Below are 13,656 nucleotides of genomic sequence, written 5' to 3'. Positions count from 1 at the left end.
ATTTATACGCGGAAGGCCTGACGGCCTAGAAAACGAGCCGTATCCCCCAGTTGTTCTTCGATGCGGAGCAACTGGTTGTATTTTGCAATGCGATCACTGCGACTGGCCGAACCGGTCTTAATCTGACCCGTGTTAGCAGCTACGGCCAGGTCAGCAATTGTGGTGTCTTCCGTTTCTCCCGAACGATGGCTCAGGATGGCTGCATACCCGTTTTTGTGAGCCAGTTCAATGGCAGCCAGCGTTTCTGTGAGCGTACCAATCTGATTGGGTTTGATCAGAATAGCATTGGCGCATCCGCTGCGGATGCCGCGTTGCAGGCGCTCGGTATTGGTTACAAACAGGTCGTCGCCGACGAGCTGGACGCGCTGGCCGAGCCGCTCGGTCAGCAGCCGCCAGCCTTCCCAGTCGTCCTCGGCCATGCCGTCTTCAATAGAAAGAATCGGGTACTGGTTGACCCAGCGTTCCCAGAAAGCCACCATGTCTTCAGAAGTGCGCCTGGTCTCAGGGTCGCTCTTCCAGAAGACATAGTAGCCATCCCGGTACATTTCGCTGGTAGCCGGATCGAGTGCCAGGAAGACATCTTCTCCGGCGCGATAGCCCGCTTTTTCAATGGCTTCCAGGATGATCTCAACGGCCTCTTCGTTGGCTCGAAGGTTGGGGGCAAAACCGCCTTCGTCGCCTACGGCTGTGCTGTAGCCTTTTGCTTTGAGGACCTGCTTCAGGTGGTGGAAGATTTCTACGCCGATGCGCAGCGCTTCAGAGAAGCTGCCTCCACCCACCGGTGCGATCATGAATTCCTGCAGATCCAGGTTATTGTCGGCGTGGCGTCCGCCGTTAATAATGTTCATGAGCGGCACAGGGAGCGTGCGAGCGTTGGTGCCGCCTACGTAGCGGTAAAGCGGTAGGTCGGCCGTAGCAGCGGCAGCCTTTGCAACGGCGAGCGAGACGCCCAGGATGGCATTGGCGCCCAGGTTGCTTTTGTTGGGCGTGCCGTCCAGTGCAATGAGGGCCTCATCAATAGCGGCTTGCTCAAACACGCTGAAGCCGGTCAGTTCCGGTGCAATCTTTTCGTTCACGTTGGCCACGGCCTGGCGCACGCCTTTGCCCAGGTAGCGACTTTTGTCGCCGTCGCGCAGCTCGACGGCTTCATGTTCTCCGGTGGAGGCGCCGCTGGGAACAGCGGCTCGTCCTACAAAGCCTTCGTCGGTGATGACCTCGACTTCCAGCGTTGGATTGCCTCGGCTGTCGAGAATCTGTCGGGCGATAATTTCATCGATGTAAGCCATAGCAGGCACGCGGTCACCAGGTTGGTTTGGAAAAAACCGCCAGAAAGTTCGCGATCTTCTGCGCAAAGCTCAAGCGAAATGCTCGGAAAAGGAAGCGCTTTGTACAAAAAAAAAGGTCGGTCTGTCAGACCGACCCTCAGAGCGCATGCTTGCCGCGAATTCTCTGTTTACGAGGAGGGAGGCGGCTTGACCGTGGTTTCTTCGTTAATCCAGGCGTAGCAGCCGTAGTCGATCTTATAGGGCTGGCCTACTTGCCATCCTTTGAAGAAGAGTGCTTCTTGATCGGGGAAGTATTTGCGGTACGTGTTGATCTTGCGGTTAGCTTCATTCGCGACGGATGGATCGACCCGCTTGGCGCGCTCGTAGTAATCAACGGCTAGCCAGTAGACTGCGCGATCTTCGCGTTCGAGCTGGCTGCCGCATTCTGCAACGGCTTGCGCGTACAGATCTCCGATAGCAATGTAGGCTTTTCCAAACTGCGGATCAACGCGCAGAGCACGCCGGAAGTAGGTGCGCGCATTGGCCAGACGTCCAAGCTGCTGTTCTGCAACCCCTGCGTTGAAATACAACTCGCGGGCAATCTCTTCCACCCCGGGCATTTGCATGGCCTGGCGGAAGTACTCTAGCGCTTTTGCCGGTTCGCCGTCGTCCAGGTAGAGTTTCCCGACCATATGGTAGGTGCGTGCATCCTGTTTGAGCGCAAGGAGTCGTTCGGCCAGGCCATACATTTTTTCGCGTTCACCGAGCTGGCGGTAAATGTCGAACAGCTCCGAGATGATCTCCAGATTGGTGGAGTCTTTTGCCAGCCGGTTTTCGAGGAAAGCCATGCGTTCCTCAGGTGTCTGGAAGAGATTGTCGCGAATGGCCGTAATGTATTCCATCAGAGAGGCCCGTTCCGGGTCATTTCCCAGCGCTGCCTCCACCTGGTCCATGAAGGCGACAGCCTCTTCTTTTTTGCCTTCCCGGACCAGATCGGCAATAACTACCTGAATGGAATAGTCGTCGACCCGCTGCGGAGCCAGCTCAAATGCTTTTCGGTAGTACGTGACTGCCTCTGGCTGGCGATCAGCCAGCAGTTCGGGAAAGCGCTGAATGAAGCGACCTCGCCGGATATACCAGGTAACGGTATCTAGGTCTACGCCCCGAGCTGGCAGTACTTCCAGGGCCATGTCGAAATACGCGAGCGCTGAGTCAAGATGAGCCCGGGCAAGCTCTGGATCGTCGGCAGCTTTAGCCAGCTCTTCGTGGACTTTAATGATGCGCTCAAAGTTGCGATCATCCTTGCGGCCGGGGCCAGCGTATTCCGGTGCATGCTGGATCATCCAGCGCAGGTAGGGGAGGGCGGCGTTGTAATCTTTGTTTTTGAAGTACTCGTAGTAGAGGCTATAGTTGACCGCCTTCGTGTGCTCGTCAATTTCCTGCTGCTCGGGTTGCTGTGCGGCCACTGGCTGGGCCTGGGCGCTAAAGACCAGCAGAAGCAGCCCGAGGACACCACTCCAGATGCCCGTGGTGTAGGGTTGCCCGGCGAAGATCCCTGTTGCCCGGATCATCATTTCTTTTTTACCGGCTGGTTGGCAGGTGGCTTAGCATCAATTAAAGCGTCGTTGCAGGAACCAGCGTTCGCCTACATTCACGCTCAGTCCGAGACGGTAATATACATCGCGTACCAGGTTGCGGGCTGTTGTTCCGCGGGTGCCTACTTCTAGATTTACGTCAAGGCGCGTGCCGGGAAACAGCGTCGGGAAGCTCAGGCCGGCCGTTAGCGCCAGCGTATGCAACGGGGTGTCCGGCCGAGGATCGACGTAGGCACGCTCCCAGTAAAGGCCTAACCGGTAAGCTACTTGATGAAAATACGCTGCGGAAAAATCGGTTCCGGCTGGCAGGTATTCAAGACCGGCTGAAAGCCGCAGGCGGTCTTTGAAGAGATTTTCTCCATCTGGGTTGTAGCCAGCAAATGCCAGATCGCTTCGGAAGCGTGACCACGGTTCGTATTGGCCGTCCAGTACCAGTGTCCAGCGATTGTCCTTTTGATAGGACACTCCCCAACTGATGGAAAGGGGTAGATAGACATTGCCGCGCTGCGGCGTCCCCAGCGTGTCGCGGTCAAGGCTTTCGCCGAGGGTATGCACGCGCGTGCCGCGGAGCGTGGTCGGTGTTGAGAAGGTGAGTCCGAAGGCCAATGCATCTGAGGGGCGCCTTCCGGCGGGAAGGCGCAAGAGCACTCCAACGGTAGCGCGGGCGCCAGCCAGTCGGGTAGCGGTGGCAAATAAGGTGGGCACATATTCCGTCGGCATAACCCCGGGCAGGTCCGGGTAAAAGAAGCGCGTGCGCCGCGTATGTTCAATGATGCCAAAAATCAGATCAGCACGCACGCCTATGCTGAGGCGAGGATGCACGTAGAGACCCAGCCCCGCATTGAGCTGCTGCAGTCCGCCTTCGCCAGCGTAGTCGATCTGATAGCGAATCGTATCGCCCAGTTCTGGATGGGCAAGCAGCGCACCCGTCCGTACCAGATAATTGGCACGGGTGTAAGGCCGAAAGGCGAGGCCCAGACCGATACGGCGCGTTCGCAGCGGAAGGCTCAAGTGAACCGATTGCAGGGCACCAGAGCCCAGCCGGGTTGTGTTTCCGGAGGCATCGGTAGCCCAAAGCCGCTGAAAGACGACGGTGCCCGTAGCGCGCGTCAGCACCTGCTCCGACCAGGTAGCCGGATTGCTGAGATTTAGATAATTCAAGTTAAACAGCGCGACCCCGCCTCCGCCCATGGCCTGCAGTTGAGAGGAGGCGTAGTCGACGCGGTTACCCAGGCCGAAGCGCGAGTACACAGAGCCCTCGCCTGTACGCTGGGCGGTTGCCGGAACGGCCAGTCCCAGCAGCGCGAGCGCAAGGAGTCGTTGAAGCGTGCGCATGGTCATGGGGCAGGCGGCGTGAGCATCAGGGTTAAGGTGGGGCGCGATTCCCTTGTGTCAAGAAGCAGCGGGCTCAGCGTGTTATCCCGGTTCGGGAATTCCAGTTGGAGATACTGAATGGGCGTTTCGCCCAGCATAAGCCGCTGAAGGGTTTGCAGGGTGATGCCGGTCAACCGAAACCGGAGGCGTCCCCCATCAGGCGTTGTGGTTGCCAGTACGATCGGTTCTCCCAGCGAAGTAATCGGGACATTCCCTTCTGCGTCGACGCCCACGAGGCGAACGCTGACGGGAAGCGGGCGCACGAAGCCTGGAGGCGTCTGCGTGGAATCCAGCGGAACCTCAAGGAGCGCTGCGTGCAGTCCTGCCTCGCGGACGCTATCGGCTAGAAAATTGAAACGCAGGCGCACCACCTGGCCGGTGCCGTCCTGCAGCCAGAGGCGACCTTCTGGCGGCGGCACCGTAGCTTCGCGGGCAATGGTTGTTAAGGCTTTGGAAGTGGTCAGGCGTAGCGTATCGGTAGCCGTAATCACCAGAAGGCGGGTGGCTTCTAGCTGGAACCCTACAACCGCGTTGCCTGCAACCGGCGCTAGCTGAAAGCCATGAAAGCTGGTTGCAAAGGTGCGGCTCCGAAGGGTGGTGTCGTGCGCGGCGATCCATTCAGCAGGCAGCGCAACCTGAAGAAGCGTGTCGGTGGGGGTAAACGTAAAGGTGCGTACCTGAGGACCGGCTGGCAGCGTTGTATCCGAAGCGACGCCGCTGAAAGGCCAGTCTTCCAGCATGTCATGCAAGGCCAACGTTACCGAAGAGAGCGTGTCGCCGTACAGGTAACTGCGCCGCAACTGCAGTTGGACGCTGACAATGGTTGTGTCGACGCGCGTGCCAAGCGGCATGGTAAAATCCAGGTAGCCTGTTGCGGCCAGCGTTCCAATCGCTGGGTCGGCTACCCGACCGGCCAGTACCTGGGCAGCGTTGCCGGTTCGATCTTTTTGCTGAGCCACCAGTACCGAGTCGGCTGGCAGACGCACCAGCACGGGAACACCCTCCTCGCCGATCAAGCCAATGCCTACCGCCGACGGATCATCGCAGCCTGCCGTCAGCAGCAGAAATAGCACGCAAAGGTGCCAGACCGCTAAGCGTCGCATAAACTCTTTCCGCCTGAAGCAGGGGCATCGGCTGAAGAACGATGCCCGGTTACGATTTCGTGTTTGAGAAAGGCAAAAGCCCACTCGACGGGGTCGAGGGGCTTGCCCACGGCCAGCAGCCGTGCGGTTAACGCAGGAGCTACCGGCAGGTTTTCGCTGGAGCGTGCTTCAAGCAGGCACGCTGCTGAGCAACTGCTCATACAGGGCAGCAGCCTGCTCCACAAACGCCTCGGGATCAGCAGCAAACTGAACCGCCTCTGTTTCACTTGGCTGCAGTGATGCCGGATAGACCACGACTTCGGCCAGAGCGCGGCCTACTTCATCGAGCGAACGGTCGATGAGGCGTTCATCCTGGGGCAACCGCAGCTTGTCTAGCAGCGCAGCGCTCAGGCGCGCCTTTAACGTGAGGCCGTCCGGCGTATAGATGCGTCGCGCCCGCTCGAAAAGTGGGTCCTGTGCATATTCTGTGGTAAGTAGAAAAGGCAACAATCCCGCCAGGCTACCAAAGGCATGCACGATATCCGGTGCCCATCCCAGTTTTCGCACGGTCTCCAGCACGGCACGACCGAAAAACAGAGCGCGGGCTACATTGTCCGGAAATTCGGCGCCTTCCTTGTCGGCGTACACGCCTTTGCGTTTGAAATAACGGGTGTTGTCCATGAAATAGACCTGAAGCCGAATTCCAGGAATAGAGGCTACCTTAACTTTCAACGTTTCCTGGTCTTTGCCGAGCGGCACGTGCGTTCCCGAAAGACGAATAACTTCGTGTAAGCGGTTCCGGCGCTCACTGACGATGCCATAACGAGGCATCATAATGCGCGGCTCTACCAATCCCGCTTCTTGCAGCCGTTCCGGCAGCAGGCGAGCCAGTTCGGCAATGGGGGTAACTTGAGCAAAAGGAATGATTTCACTGGCAACAAAAAGAATACGCATTGGCTGAGCCATGTCCGCTTCTCTATAGGATTGGTGAGCAAGAATGTCTGGCGTCAGGGGGGTGCTACAACAATGCAATTTACAAAAAACATAACGGATATTCAAGTAATTGATCAAATGATTGGAGTTTGGTGGGAAAGTGTAGCAGAGATAAGGGGATAAAGCGCCTGGTAAACGCTTCCAGCATCCGAGGGGCAGGGAGATAAAAATGGCTCACGTGTGCACATGCGTGAAAAAGGCGGGAAGTTCTGCGGTTATATGCTGATGGGTGGCGTCATAGTGGGACGCAATAGGCTGGCCATCTACGTAAAGGGTAGTGGGTCCCTCTCCGTGATGCCAGCAGAGATGAAAGCGCTTTATGGGAGAGTGATAGCTTCCTTCTACGTGGACGCGTAGAGAGAGCGCGGAAGAAGTGGCTTCCAGCATGAAGGTAGTGCGTCGGAACGCACCGGTTTCGTAGGCCCAGGAATGCCCGTCGTCTTCGTAGAGCAGGCTATGGCCCTGGCCGGGATACACGTGGAGTTGCAGCGTGTCGCAGGGTTCGTCGGTGTGCTGTAAGGCGGGGCCCAGTGGGAGCACCGTTCCCGCACGCACAAAAACGGGCAATACATCCAGGGGAGCTTCAACGAGGATTTCATCGGGTCCCTCGTAAGCGCGGTTGCTCCAGAAGTCATACCACCTGCCAGCAGGCAAATAGACGCGGCGATGTTGAGCGCCCGGTTCTAAAACAGGTGCGACCAGCAGATGGGGACCCAGTAGAAAACTGTCGTCAATTTCAAAGGTGCGCGGATCATCGAAGTAGTGTAGCCAGAGAGGCCGTAGCACGGGAAGGCCCGTGCGCTGGTGCTCTTCAAAGCAGGTGTAAAGGTAAGGAAGCAGTTGATAGCGCCAGGTCAGGTATTTACGCGCAATGGCTTCGACTTCTTCGCCGAAACTCCAGGGTTCCTGGGCAGGCGTGCCATAAGCCGTGTGCGTGCGAAATAGCGGCGAGCAGGCGCCGAGCTGGATCCATCGCGCATATAGTTCAGGAGAAGGCGTGCCAATAAATCCACCGATGTCACTACCAGAAAAAGGCTGGCCGCTGAGTCCCAGGGAGAGCATCATGGTAAGGGCCTGGCGCAGATGGGACCAGTCCGCGACGTTGTCGCCGGTCCAGACGCACGCGTAGCGCTGCACGCCGGCATAGGCGGCACGGGTAATGACGAAGGGACGCTGCTCGGGCATGTGCGTGCGATATGCTTCCCAGACGGAGCGGGCCATGAGCAGTCCATAGACGTTGTGGGCCTCTCGGTGGGTGCCGCCGCGGCCTTCAAGGCAGTGCACGACCAGATCGGGCATTGTGCCTCCCTTAAACACCGAAGGCTCGTTCATGTCGCACCAGAATCCGGCCACACCGGTGCGAAGAAACGCGCCCACGTATCGCCCGAACCAGGCCCGTGCTCTGGGATCTGTGAAGTCCGGGAAGTAGCAGCGTCCCGGCCATACATTCCCTTCGTACAGGCTGCCGTCCGGGTAGCGCACAAATACGTTTTCGGCCAGTCCTTCGTCGTGCACCGGATATCCCGGGTCTATCTTAACGCCGGGGTCAACGATGGTGACCAGGCGCACGCCTTCTTTGCGCAGGTCCTCGGCCAGTTGGTGCGGGTTGGGGAAGCGGTGGGAATCCCAGGTAAAAATGCGGTACCCATCCATATAATGGATGTCGAGGTGTACCACATCGAGCGGAAGTCGACGAGCCCGGAATTCAGAGACCAGGGCGCGCACAACGGCTTCCGGGTAGTAGCTCCAGCGGCTCTGGTGATAGCCCAGCGCCCAGCGGGGGGGCAGCGCAAAGCGGCCGGTTAGCCAGGTGTAGCGGCTGAGCACGTCGGCCGGTGCAGGACCTGCTAGGAAATAGTAAACCAGCTCTCCACCATCCGCACCGAAGCTTACATGCTCTGGCGCGCAACCGCCGAAGTCGAACCAGGAGCGAAATGTATTGTCGAAGAAAATACCGTAGGCTTCAACGCGCTGGTTCAGCGTAGGACGCAGGGCCAGATAAAATGGAATCGTCTTATACAGGGGGTCATCTCGGGTATCGTAGCCTGAATCGTCGGTATTCCAGTTTTCGTAGGCGCGGCCGGTGCGCTCCAGCGAGCCGGTCTTCTCGCCCAGGCCAAAGAAACGTTCGCCGTCGGCCCGCTTTTTCCAGACGCTGACGTGTGCGTTTTCCCAACACATGCCGAAGCTGTCGGCCGCTAATGGGACGCCGGCAGCTCCTTCAAACCAGAGACGGACTGGATCGCGCTGCACAACCACGCGCCAGGAACCCTGGGTCAGTACGAGATGGGATTCCTGGAGGTGGCATGTTACAGGCGGAGGAGCAGCAGCAAAGCATTCAGGTCGTACAGCATAGGAAAAGGGATGTGCTGGAAAAGGCTGCCCGTCCGGATGCAGCCAGATCTGAAAAATTCCGTCGGCCAGCGCCCGAATGCGCAGGCGGGCCTGGCCTGCCTGCAGTTCTAAGCCGCCTGGAATGTCCTGGTATTCTGTGAGCGCACCGAGAAATTCCATGCCTTTGGTCAGGTTGGGTGCAATGTCGCCCCAAAGATACAACACAGAAAGCACAGGGAGGCCGTGAATCTTTACCTGGAGTTGACGGTACACGTCCACAGTCGAATCAGGCGGTCGTGGCTATGCAGCGAGAAAAACAGCGGCAGCGTGTGCAGCCAGCGCTAGGGCTGGCCCTGGGAGGAGGAGGCATGCGGGGATGGGCCCATATAGGCGTGCTGTCCGTGCTCGAACGCTATGGGTTGCGTCCCGGGGTCGTGGCCGGATGTAGCGCAGGGGCGTTGATCGGTGCTTTTTATGCCTTTGGCTATTCGGTAGAACAGATGAAGCAGCTTATGCGGGAGCAGCGCACGCGCGCGCTCTTTTCGCTTCGGTTTGACGGCCAGGGGCTTATTTCCAATGAGCCGCTGCGGGAGTATCTCCAGTATCATTTGCAAGACTGTCGCTTTGAGGATCTGTCGGTACCGTTCTATGTGGTGGCGACCGATCTTGAAAGCGGTAAGGAAGTGGTTTTCAATCAGGGGCCGGTAGTGGATGCTATTTTGGCCTCTTCGGCTATTCCGGGCATTTTTGCGCCGGTAGAAATCAATGGACGGTTGCTGGTTGACGGGGGGCTTTGCAACAACGTGCCGGTCAGTCCGCTGGTGCATCATGGTGCCCGTTACACCATTGCTGTGCGGTTGCATCGGGAAAGCACGGCGTTAGAGCCAGCTCCGGTCAAGCGGCGTCGCAGTGATGACGAAGAGGGAGAAGGGCGACGGATCAGCCTGGGCATGTGGGGCGAGCGGCTGGCCCGCACGTTCCGTCGCAACGGTAGCGAACGGCAACCCAATGGGTTTGACGTGCTGGGGCGTGCCATGGAAATTGTAGTGACCCAACTGGAAGGGTATCGGCTGCAGGCATGTAGGCCCGATGTGCTGATTACGCCAGACGTGTCGCACGTTGGTATGCTCAGCCTCTGGGAAGAGAAGGAAGAGATTTTTCAGCGGGGGGTAGCTGCGGCGGAAGCTCAGGAAGCCGCGTTGCGAGCGCTGGCGCGACGGCTTGCGTCAACAACCTCAACAGTTGCCGACGCATGAATAGTGCACATCCAACAGGTGAAGCGCAGCACGGGATTGTGCTGTTTGATGGCGTATGCAACCTGTGCAACGGGTTTATCAACTTTGTCATTGATCGGGATCCAGCTGGTTACTTCAAGTTCGGTGCGTTGCAATCTGAAGCGGCGCGTCCCTATCTGGAGCGTTTTGGACTCCAGCCTGACTACCTTGATAGCATTATCTTGATAGAGGGGGGGCGTTGCTATCGCGACTCGACGGCTGCCCTTCGCATTTTGCGGCGCTTGAGGGGGCTCTGGCCGCTGCTCTACGGACTCATTGTGGTTCCGCGGCCGTTGCGCGATGCTGTGTATCGCTGGGTAGCCCGGCACCGTTACCGCTGGTTTGGTCGTCGGGCGCAGTGTCGCGTGCCTACGCCCGATCTGCTGGCGCGCTTTTTAGAGTCGCCGCTGACTGCGTCTTTTCCCGAAAACCAGAAAAGCTCGGCCGCTTAGGCAGCCGAGCTTTTCTGGGAAGGCACGTGCTCAGTACTGAGGGATACTTGGATCAATTTCCTGGCTCCAGGCCAGGATCCCTCCCTTCAGATTCTTGACGTTGGGGAAGCCTGCTTCGCGGAGCAGTTTAGTGGCTCGGGCCGAACGCGCTCCGGAGCGGCAGTACACGATGATTTCGCGGTCGCGGTACGGTTCCAGCTCTGAGAGCCGTTCAGGGAGCTCATCGACTGGGATGAGCAGGTCGTGTTCGATGCTGGCAATCTGCACTTCGTGGGGTTTGCGTACGTCCAGGATGAAGGGACGGTCGCCCCGCTCCAGGCGGGCTTTCAGATCGTGCACCGTGATCTCGGGCACGGTTTCGTCTGCCTGGGCGGCCTCACCGTTGCGCGGAGGCAGCCCGCAGAACTGCTCATAGTCGATGAGCTCGTGGATGGTGCGATGTTCGCCGCAGATCGGGCATTCAGGGTTTTTCCGCACCTTGAGCGTGCGAAACTGCATATGCAGGGCATCGATGAGCAGGAGGCGGCCAATGAGCGGGGTTCCGATCCCGAGGATCATCTTGATCACCTCGGTAGCCTGGATGGTCCCCACCATGCCCGGCAGTACACCGAGCACGCCTCCTTCGGCACAGGAAGGAACCAGGCCGGGGGGCGGGGGCTCCGGATAAAGGCACCGGTAGCACGGACCATCTGGCGTGGCAAAGACCGACACCTGACCCTCGAACCGGAAGATGGAGGCGTAGACGTTGGGCTTACCGGCCAGGACGCAGGCATCGTTAACCAGATAACGGGTTGGGAAGTTATCGGTCCCGTCGGCTACCAGATCATACTCCTTGATGATATCCAGAGCGTTTTCGCTGGTCAGGCGCGTTTCGTAGAGGTCGACCTGCACGTGCGGGTTGATATCAAGGATGCGATCACGTGCCGACTCCAGTTTAGGCCGTCCTACGTCCTTGGTGCCATGCAACACCTGGCGTTGCAGGTTGGTCTCGTCAACGACGTCAAAGTCGACGAGTCCCAGGCGACCTACGCCGGCGGCTGCCAGGTAAAGCGCCAGGGGAGAGCCAAGGCCGCCTGCGCCGACCAGCAGTACAGAAGCAGCTTTCAGTTTTTTCTGGCCTTCGAGTCCGACTTCGGGCAGAATCAGGTGGCGGTTGTAGCGCCGGAGCTCCTCCGGCGTCAGCGTGATATCAGCCGTTGTTGCAGGCATGGCGCGTTGGCAGGTTTTGGAGTTACAAACGTCCACCGGCAACGGAAGGCACAATAGAGAGTTCGGCGCCCGGTTGAAGCGGGGTGGCTTCCCGTTGCAGATAGCGGATGTCTTCGTCGCCTACGTAAATGTTAACGAATGAGCGCAGGCGTCCTTCCTCATTGAACAGGTGGGGCTTCAGGCGCGGGAACTGTTCGACCAGTTGCTGCAACGCTTCGCCTACGGTAGTGCCACTTACTTCCACGGCATCCTGGTTGTTCGTAAAACCACGCAGCGGTGTAGGGATGCGAATCGTTACGGTTGCGGTCGTCGTGCCCATACGGTCTGCTCAGGTTTGGTCTACAGCGGTTGTTTCGGGTTCTATTTCGATAGATTCGGCTTCAAACCGGGTGCGGTCAGGGGCCAGGTGCCAGGCGGTCAGCTCACCGGCCCGGCCCTGATGCACGGCAACAATTACGTAGGTGTATCCGGGAAACGTAGCTTCGGCCAGGTCCGTGGCCGAAGGCCGGGCAGGATGATCTGGGTGGGAATGATAGAAGCCTACCACATCCAGGCCCTGTTGTCGGGCGGCGCGTTCGGCGGCCAGATAGTCGGTTGGGGCGATGGTGTAGCGCCGCTCCCGTTGCGCTTCGTGTCGGTTTTCTACCGGATAGAGGGCCAGCACGTGGTTGCCGTCTGGACCACTTTTGCCCAGCAACAGTCCGCAGCACTCTTCTGGATACGTGGCTTCGCCGTGGGCCCGGATTCGATCAAGCAAGGTCGCTTTGATTTTCATGGTCCTTCCTCCCAGAACGATTCGCTCAGGTAACGCGCGCCGGTATCGCACAGGATAGTGACGACAACGCCCTGCTCCAGTTGCTCGGCCACGCGCAAGGCGGCTACCACATTGGCCCCGGAGGAGGGGCCCACAAATAGTCCTTCTTCGCGCGCCAGGCGGCGGGTCATCTCGAACGCTTCTTCGGTTGAGCAGGTCAGGTGTTCGTCTACCAGCGAAGGATCATAGATTCCTGGCACGATAGCCGTTTCCAGGTGCTTGAGCCCTTCCAGTCCATGCAGGGGAGAGTCGGGCTGCAGGGCGTAACAGCGGATGGCCGGGTTGTGTGCCTTAAGCCTTCGGCTGACCCCGACGAACGTGCCCGTTGTGCCCAGCCCGGCGACAAAGTGGGTGACGCGTCCGCCGGTCTGTTCCCAGATTTCGGCGCCGGTGCCGTCGTAATGAGCGCGCCAGTTGGCGTCGTTGTTATACTGATCCGGGTAGAAGTATCGCTCAGGTTCCTGTTGCACAAGGGCGCGCACGTAGCGCTGGGCGCCGTCTGTTCCCTCCATGGGGTCTGTCAGGATGAGCTCCACGCCGTAGGCCTGAAGCATGCGCTTTCGTTCAGGCGAGGCGTTGGCCGGCATGGCCAGCGCTACCGGAAAGCCCAGGGCGGCCCCCAGCATGGCATAGGCAATGCCTGTGTTGCCGCTGGTAGCATCAATGAGCACCCGTCCTTCGCGCAGCGCGCCACTGCGCAGTCCCTCAAGCACCATGCGCAGGGCGGGTCGATCTTTTACAGACCCTCCAGGATTCAAGTGCTCGGCCTTTACATAAACGGCCACAGTTTCGGGCAAATGGCGCGTCACGCGTCGAAGGCGTATCAGGGGAGTGTGGCCGATAGCACGAAGCAGCTCAGCGCGGGCAACTGCCCGGGGCTCGACGGTCACAGATGCTGTTTCGGTAAGCATACGCTGCGCTGGTTTGTGCAATAAAAAACCCCTCGCGGAAGCTTCCGGAGGGGCAACCTGTGCGTGGCGTTTGGTTTCTCTATGGGCTATCCAGAGCTTTCGCCGGTGCACACGCACCTGTTACCCCTCCAACTGGACGGGCACAACAACAACAGCAACACCGGTGCACGGGCGAAAGCCACCTCATAAACACAACTGGATAGCACAACCGGAAAACTCTGCTCTCCAAACGAAAGGGAACCGGAAAAGTTCTCCCTGTACACCAGGCAATTGCTACGAAAATCGTTTGAGTGTGCCGATGGTACGTCTTTTGAAGAAAGGATAAAAAGTGACAGGGATTCAACGAATGGCGA

12 protein-coding genes are annotated in these 13,656 nt (G+C 58.7%); 2 read left to right on the top strand and 10 right to left on the bottom strand.

Annotated features, from left to right (window positions below; genetic code table 11):
- Positions 1-2: 2 nt before the first annotated feature.
- The 6 genes from eno to BUA15_RS09630 all read right to left on the bottom strand — a co-directional run bounded on the left by eno (position 3) and on the right by BUA15_RS09630 (position 8,868).
- A complete protein-coding gene (eno, locus tag BUA15_RS09655; protein ID WP_072715790.1) occupies positions 3-1,286 on the bottom strand; it encodes a phosphopyruvate hydratase in 1,284 nt (427 codons plus the stop codon).
- 167 nt (positions 1,287-1,453) lie between these two features.
- Positions 1,454-2,839 carry a tetratricopeptide repeat protein gene (locus BUA15_RS09650; RefSeq protein WP_072715789.1) on the bottom strand — a complete coding sequence of 462 codons (1,386 nt, stop codon included), beginning with the start codon at positions 2,837-2,839 and terminating at the stop codon, positions 1,454-1,456.
- Positions 2,840-2,875: 36 nt separating this feature from the next.
- Positions 2,876-4,195 (bottom strand): hypothetical protein, encoded by a 1,320-nt coding sequence (locus BUA15_RS09645; protein WP_245772001.1) that lies wholly within the window; start codon positions 4,193-4,195, stop codon positions 2,876-2,878.
- A gap of 2 nt (positions 4,196-4,197) precedes the next feature.
- Positions 4,198-5,337 (bottom strand): hypothetical protein, encoded by a 1,140-nt coding sequence (locus BUA15_RS09640; protein ID WP_072715787.1) that lies wholly within the window; start codon positions 5,335-5,337, stop codon positions 4,198-4,200.
- Positions 5,338-5,505: 168 nt separating this feature from the next.
- Positions 5,506-6,282: a glycogen/starch synthase gene (locus tag BUA15_RS09635; protein ID WP_072715786.1), complete on the bottom strand. Its 777-nt coding sequence runs from the start codon at positions 6,280-6,282 to the stop codon at positions 5,506-5,508.
- 201 nt (positions 6,283-6,483) lie between these two features.
- Positions 6,484-8,868: a glycoside hydrolase family 31 protein gene (locus tag BUA15_RS09630; RefSeq protein ID WP_245772000.1), complete on the bottom strand. Its 2,385-nt coding sequence runs from the start codon at positions 8,866-8,868 to the stop codon at positions 6,484-6,486.
- A gap of 77 nt (positions 8,869-8,945) precedes the next feature.
- Between BUA15_RS09630 and BUA15_RS09625 the strand changes: the two genes are divergently transcribed.
- Positions 8,946-9,899 (top strand): patatin-like phospholipase family protein, encoded by a 954-nt coding sequence (locus BUA15_RS09625; protein ID WP_072715784.1) that lies wholly within the window; start codon positions 8,946-8,948, stop codon positions 9,897-9,899.
- Positions 9,896-10,369 (top strand): thiol-disulfide oxidoreductase DCC family protein, encoded by a 474-nt coding sequence (locus BUA15_RS09620; RefSeq protein WP_072715783.1) that lies wholly within the window; start codon positions 9,896-9,898, stop codon positions 10,367-10,369. Before BUA15_RS09625 ends, BUA15_RS09620 begins: the two co-directional genes overlap by 4 nt.
- Before the next feature lie 30 nt (positions 10,370-10,399).
- On the opposite strand, the gene moeB is transcribed toward BUA15_RS09620, so the two are convergent.
- From moeB to BUA15_RS09600, 4 genes are read right to left on the bottom strand one after another with little or no spacing between them, the layout of a single operon-like run.
- Positions 10,400-11,578: a molybdopterin-synthase adenylyltransferase MoeB gene (gene moeB / locus BUA15_RS09615; RefSeq protein ID WP_072715782.1), complete on the bottom strand. Its 1,179-nt coding sequence runs from the start codon at positions 11,576-11,578 to the stop codon at positions 10,400-10,402.
- 22 nt (positions 11,579-11,600) lie between these two features.
- Entirely contained in the window at positions 11,601-11,897 is a 297-nt protein-coding gene (locus BUA15_RS09610) for a MoaD/ThiS family protein (protein ID WP_072715781.1), read from the bottom strand.
- A 9-nt stretch (positions 11,898-11,906) separates the two neighbouring features.
- Positions 11,907-12,353: a M67 family metallopeptidase gene (locus tag BUA15_RS09605; RefSeq protein WP_072715780.1), complete on the bottom strand. Its 447-nt coding sequence runs from the start codon at positions 12,351-12,353 to the stop codon at positions 11,907-11,909.
- Positions 12,350-13,303 carry a PLP-dependent cysteine synthase family protein gene (locus BUA15_RS09600; protein WP_072715779.1) on the bottom strand — a complete coding sequence of 318 codons (954 nt, stop codon included), beginning with the start codon at positions 13,301-13,303 and terminating at the stop codon, positions 12,350-12,352. The genes BUA15_RS09605 and BUA15_RS09600 overlap by 4 nt, the downstream gene beginning before the upstream one ends.
- Positions 13,304-13,656: the final 353 nt, after the last annotated feature.

Origin of the sequence: Rhodothermus profundi, assembly GCF_900142415.1 — a bacterium.
GTDB lineage: Bacteria > Bacteroidota > Rhodothermia > Rhodothermales > Rhodothermaceae > Rhodothermus > Rhodothermus profundi.
Note: the sequence above shows the minus strand (reverse complement) of the source record. Positions and strands in the feature narration are given on the sequence as shown.

What these genes read in the sequence shown, in the direction of transcription:
- eno (WP_072715790.1), bottom strand. Translation starts at nt 1,286, where the DNA reads ATGGCTTACATCGATGAAATTATCGCCCGACAGATTCTCGACAGCCGA.
- BUA15_RS09650 (WP_072715789.1), bottom strand. Translation starts at nt 2,839, where the DNA reads ATGATGATCCGGGCAACAGGGATCTTCGCCGGGCAACCCTACACCACG.
- BUA15_RS09645 (WP_245772001.1), bottom strand. Translation starts at nt 4,195, where the DNA reads ATGCGCACGCTTCAACGACTCCTTGCGCTCGCGCTGCTGGGACTGGCC.
- BUA15_RS09640 (WP_072715787.1), bottom strand. Translation starts at nt 5,337, where the DNA reads ATGCGACGCTTAGCGGTCTGGCACCTTTGCGTGCTATTTCTGCTGCTG.
- BUA15_RS09635 (WP_072715786.1), bottom strand. Translation starts at nt 6,282, where the DNA reads ATGGCTCAGCCAATGCGTATTCTTTTTGTTGCCAGTGAAATCATTCCT.
- BUA15_RS09625 (WP_072715784.1), top strand. Translation starts at nt 8,946, where the DNA reads ATGCAGCGAGAAAAACAGCGGCAGCGTGTGCAGCCAGCGCTAGGGCTG.
- BUA15_RS09620 (WP_072715783.1), top strand. Translation starts at nt 9,896, where the DNA reads ATGAATAGTGCACATCCAACAGGTGAAGCGCAGCACGGGATTGTGCTG.
- moeB (WP_072715782.1), bottom strand. Translation starts at nt 11,578, where the DNA reads ATGCCTGCAACAACGGCTGATATCACGCTGACGCCGGAGGAGCTCCGG.
- BUA15_RS09610 (WP_072715781.1), bottom strand. Translation starts at nt 11,897, where the DNA reads ATGGGCACGACGACCGCAACCGTAACGATTCGCATCCCTACACCGCTG.
- BUA15_RS09605 (WP_072715780.1), bottom strand. Translation starts at nt 12,353, where the DNA reads ATGAAAATCAAAGCGACCTTGCTTGATCGAATCCGGGCCCACGGCGAA.
- BUA15_RS09600 (WP_072715779.1), bottom strand. Translation starts at nt 13,303, where the DNA reads ATGCTTACCGAAACAGCATCTGTGACCGTCGAGCCCCGGGCAGTTGCC.